The sequence below is a fragment of the Pirellulales bacterium genome, from assembly GCA_036499395.1.
GTDB lineage: Bacteria > Planctomycetota > Planctomycetia > Pirellulales > JACPPG01 > JACPPG01.
Map to the genome: position 1 here is coordinate 1 of DASYDW010000065.1, position 5312 is coordinate 5312.

Sequence of the window (5312 nt, forward strand, 5' to 3'; positions counted from 1 at the left end):
GAGCACGCGTGCCACTGCATACATCGGATATCGCGTCACTCCTCCGCTGACGTCCGCGACACCTCGCTGCCCCGTCAACGCACCTAACGTCAAGGTGTCGATCCGTGGCTGGGGCGGTACCACCCAATCGTCCCAACAGAAAAATTAGGCGCAGCCCTTCACCCAGGCGAGTGGCATCAGCGTGTTGATGGATGGCCCGACCGACTACGGCAAGCTCAAGGCGATGGTCGATAGCGGCAACGTGAGCTGGGACGTGGTCGGGTTCTGTTGCAATAGCGGAGGCTGGTATGCTGCGGGACCTTACAGAATGATGTGAACGACAATGAAAGCGCTGAGTCCGGCGGTAGCCAAAGTGCTGAAGCGGTTGCACTATCCGCTCGAGATAATGTTGGTGTGCGTGCGTGGGTACGTGGCCTACCCGCTGAGCTTGCGCAATATCGAGGAGATGATGTCGGAACGCGGGATCGTGGTCGATCATTCGACCGTGCACCAGTGGGCCATCAAGCTTCTGCCGGTGCTTGAAAAGGCGTTCCGCCGCTGCAAGCGCCCGGTCGGCAAGAGCTGGCGGATGGACGAAACCTATGTGAAGGTCCGGGGTACATGGAAGTATCTCTACCGCGCCGTGGACAAGGCCGGCAACACGGTTGACTTCCTGCTGCGAGCCAAGCGGGACAAGGAGGCGGCCCGACGGTACTTCGAGAAGGCCATCGATCAGAATGGCGCGCCCGAAACGGTAACCATCGACAAGAGTGGTGCCAATCTGGCCGGGCTGCGCGCCGTGAACGCCGAGCGTGAGACGCCCATCAGGATCCGCCAGGCCAAGTATCTCAACAATATCGTGGAACAAGACCATCGGGCGATCAAGCGCCGTACCCGACCCATCTTGGGATTCAAGGAATTTCATTGCGCTCGCATCTTGTTGAGCGGCATTGAACTCATGCATATGATCGCCAAGGGGCAGATGGAAGACGCAGGCAAACTCAAGCCATCGGCCGCCCGGCAGTTCTACTCGCTGGCGATGTAAGCGATCCTCATCATATCGTTATCGTTCGCCCAAATCGCCTTACCGCGACAGAACCGCCCAACCTGCCGATGATCCCCGGAAGCTGCTGCTCCTTTACGCCTTCAGTCTTGCCGTGCTGTTGAACTCCGCCACCCTCATATGCTTAAGCGATCAAACCGGTGCCGGCAAAACCAACTGCCGGGGCGGACTACCTATTCTGGGTGAATTTAATGCGAAACCTACGTTTTCACGCTTTGATCGGCATGATGCCAGGACGCGATATCTGGCCTCGGTCAGCTAATCGCCGAACAGGCGAGCGAGTTGCAGGTAAACGGGATCGGATGGACGGCCGGGAAGAAGCGCGGACGCATACGAATGCCGCGCCGACGTAGATAGTCCGCTTACGCGGTCAATGAAGGTTCGTTTCAAGAAAGTGAGAGGCTCTCGACGACCCACACGAGACACTCGCGCTTCCGCAAAGCGGTCGCTCAGATTACGGATCCCAAATTTTGATTTCAGACTGGGAGAGCCGCATATCCTGTCTAACACCCCGTGTCAGAACCGGATTCGGCGACGCTACGCAGGCATGTAGAGCCGCAGTTGGAGCTAGCTAGGCATCCCCACTGCTTGTGCTAGCTACCAAGGACGCGCTGCTGCCAAGCAATGCTCGACCGTCGGATTTCCAGTCGGTCGCGCGCACCAAGAAATAAGCAGTGTCTTGGTCTGCCGTCAGAACATCCTCAGTCAAGAGATGGCGGGCCGCCTGGGTGAGCCTTTCGACGTATGAACGTTCGCGGTCATCGTTTCCGTATAGTCGCCACAGAAACGAGCTGTGTCGAAAGAGGCTAAGAAGATTCCTGGTGTCGTTGTGCGCTTCAAACGATTGCCAAAGGGACTTATGAGCTGCCAAAAAGAGAGCGCCTGATCTCTCTCCGTAAAAGTACTGATATGCGCGGATGAGGTTGTTCAGATCCGAACGGCTCATTGTTCCAGTCTCCTTCAAGATCAATGCCCCTAATTTCACCGCCGCACGGGCTGCGTTATATGCGTCGCCCGCAGCAGTTGCCGTCATATGAACTTCTCGGAGAGCCGAAATCAAGTCAGAATCACTGTCCAACGTGGTAGCGCGAGCCAATACAAGGTTGTTCGCAACTACGTTTGCGCCTTTTTTGCGTGCTTCCGCCTCGAGTTTTAGTAGTTGACTCTCCTTGTCTGCCTCGTCCTCGACCTCCAGGATAATAGACCGCGCTTGCAAAGCCCCATAGGATTTGGGTGTCAGCGCGATGATCTCCTTCGCGACCCGTAGCGCATCAGGATCATTCAGCGACTGAAGACAGAGCGCGTAATCAAGCAGCGTTGACGCTCGAACTTCTTTCGATCTCTTCCGGGCTAGAAGGCGTTCGAGAAGAATTTTGGCGTCGCCATGCTCCCCCATCATCCGGGTGCTCGTCGCGAGAAGCAGCTCAAGGGTGTCTCTATCGTCGTCGTAACCGACTTCGGGGACTACTGCTAGCACGTCGCGGCAGACTGTGGCGCAGTTTCTGTACGATTTGCCCTTCATTAGCGCGCCGCAGTAGATTCGGCAAAGATTCAAGATTGGTCCAGCTTTATCTGCGCTACGCCAAGTAGCGGCGTTGGTTAGCATGCTTAAAACCAACGAATGGGGATTTTGCAAGAGGGTGCCGTCGTCCGACGTCAATGCGCCGTCAAGTTTTTGCAGCCGGGCGCGGCCAGTGCGCCACTCTTCTCCAAAATACAATGAAGTAGCCTTTCGGGTCAGCGCATCGATCTCGCGTTCTGTCATCAGCGAAAGGACGTAATCTCGCACAGGACGCGGTGCAACGAGCACCTTCAACCGCTCATCGTCTCCGCCCGATGCTTGCAAGAGAATACTGGAAGTTCGAACGTCAAGAAGCCCTCGATCCAGCAGTTCAATGGCTTGTTTCGCATGGAACGGTGTTTGATTCTCGAAATATTTCAAGCGTTGCAGCGATTCCCCGTGCGGCAAAATTGCCATCACTTTTAGCAAGAGAAAAGCGCGCTTAACAAAGGGGTCGGGAGAATTCGATAGCTCAGCAACTGTATTCACTAATGACTGAGGAACCGATTCGCTGGCGGCGTCGATAGCATTGGGTACGCCAGCCGTCGCGGACCCCAGTTCCGACAAGTTGATGATTCGAAGCGCCTTCAACGCTTCGTCAATCTTTCCCGGAACTCCGTCAGTGTGTCGAAAAATCTCGCTAACCGCTCGCGGTGTCCTGAGTTCGGGCGTTGACCTCGGGTGGCCTACTATATAGGCGCGTGTATCCGGTTCGTCCAAGGTATGGAGCTCGATCGGCTCTAGACTGCGGGAACGCGGCGCGGCGCGGCTAACCATGAAAACTATGACCTCTGGGCAGAAGTCTTGAACCATCCTTGCGAGGGCTTCAACGTCGTGTTCGATATGCGTCGCCGCGTCGCCCAGTCCGACCGGAGCTTCATCGAAAATCAACGTCGCTTTCCCGGTGTTGGCTAAAGCCTTGCAAAACTCTGAGAATGCGCAACCCGCTTGCGTCGCGAACTGCTCTAAAAAGTCCGCACGGGAAGCGTAGCTGCCCAGATTTACCTTAAATACTGGGTGCGTGTCGTGCGATGAACGCTTGGCTACCGACCAAAGGAAGCCATCGATTCCAAGCCCCCAGTCTGCGCAAATCCACGCCATCTTGTTTTTGCGCAGGCTTTCGAGGCAAGCTTTCTGTTGTAGCGGCCGGACAGCAAGGTGCTGAGCTTGTTCCGGAAGAGGATATAGCGTGGTAGAGAGAGCTTCGTCCCAAAGCGCGGTGCTTTGGGAAACGGCGGCGGCTAGGTCGACGGCTGGCGATGCAGCGACAACAACGGCTTTCGACAAAGCGGTTCTGCTGATGAGCATTCGCTCTGTTAAAAACTCGGTACCGGGCGAGAGCGGGAAATTATAGTCAGGAACAATCATCCGATCGCCGGCGCGGTTGACGTGGGCGATCCGCGGCCATAACTGCCAAGTGCCTTCTCCTTGGTCGAACAGAATCTTGCCGACTGAATAGCCGTGCACGCGGTCCACGCTCCCGTTTTTAAAATGTTGTAGGCCAAAGAGGGACGTACTCTGTACGTATTTGCGTACTGATTCTCCGCCGCGATAGTGGGTTACGGCGTCGGCTTCATGCATATGTCCGTATAGATGGGCGGTAAATCGGCCTGAAGCGTAGATTTCCGACTGAAAGTCCCGGTGCGCCTTTTCGTGCAGCCAAGTCGATGGATGGTGGGTTACAAGGAAATTAACATCGTGGCGCGAACACCATGCCGGAGGATCGTCGCCCGTCACCGCGTTTAGTTGGCGGGGGTCAAGCGCCAACTTTCTTTCGTAATCTTCGCCGCCGATCTGGAGGAAGGCAGAGTTCAGTCCAATCAAGCCAACAGATACACCATCAGCTTGGACGGACGCGGACACATCGCCGGGCAACAAACCTCGATTTAGAGGGAGACCTGTAATCCCTGATTTTTGAATGTCCTCCTGCCACGCGGTGTAGTTCGCAAACGCGTTTTCGATTGTGTTCCGATATCCATTTGTATCATTTTCCCAAAACTCTCTCATCACCTCGGGTTCGTCCCACCACCGCTTTAGCACCCGGACGTGCGCATCAGTCGACGGTGGCCGCACCAAGTCGTGATTCCCCGGGACACAGAAAATCGGCGGATTTTGGCCGAGCTTATCAAGACGCTCCCAAATGTCCGCTAGGGTGTTGCTCAAGGCGACATATTCTTCGGCCTTTCCCGACTGAGTTAAATCCCCCGAAAAAACCACCAAATTGAGTGGGCCCGCAACTTCAGCGAGTCGGGCAAGGTCGTCAAGGAACTTCGCCTTGAATGAAGGCCAGAGCCAACCAGATGAATGCTGACCGACGTGAAGATCGCTGAGGTGAAGCCAAGAGAAATGATCGGACGTCATCTTTTAGTTTTCTGGAACCAGTAGGTAAGTGAAACAGCATCATTCATTAGAGATTGTCGCTTATCAGCATGCGATATCCACCATCCACGTACCGATTGTCGACGATCCTGCGGGTGATGTCGAATGGCCGCTCCTGGCCGCACAGCGACGGATGGCCGCTCACACCCTTAGCTACGCCTCATCCAAATCGCATCAGACTCATGTCGACGGCGGATTCAACCGGTCGATGCAACACCTAGAATCTGCGTGAGCAGCGGAGGAGTTGCAAATGAAACAGCGACCGAGAATTTATTACTCCGAGACCCAGAAAGCGCTGATGTGGGACCGATGGCGCAAGGGCGATACGAT

2 protein-coding genes are annotated in these 5312 nt (G+C 55.5%); one reads left to right on the plus strand and one right to left on the minus strand.

From position 1 onward, the window contains the following. Window positions 1-322 precede the first annotated feature (322 nt). Window positions 323-1024, plus strand: a complete 702-nt coding sequence (locus VGN12_12090; GenBank protein HEY4310182.1) for an IS6 family transposase — start codon at window positions 323-325, stop codon at window positions 1022-1024. Between the two features lie 589 nt (window positions 1025-1613). Here the strand turns inward: VGN12_12090 and VGN12_12095 are convergent. Beyond that, entirely contained in the window at window positions 1614-4964 is a 3351-nt protein-coding gene (locus VGN12_12095; protein ID HEY4310183.1) for a metallophosphoesterase, read from the minus strand. Window positions 4965-5312 lie beyond the last annotated feature (348 nt).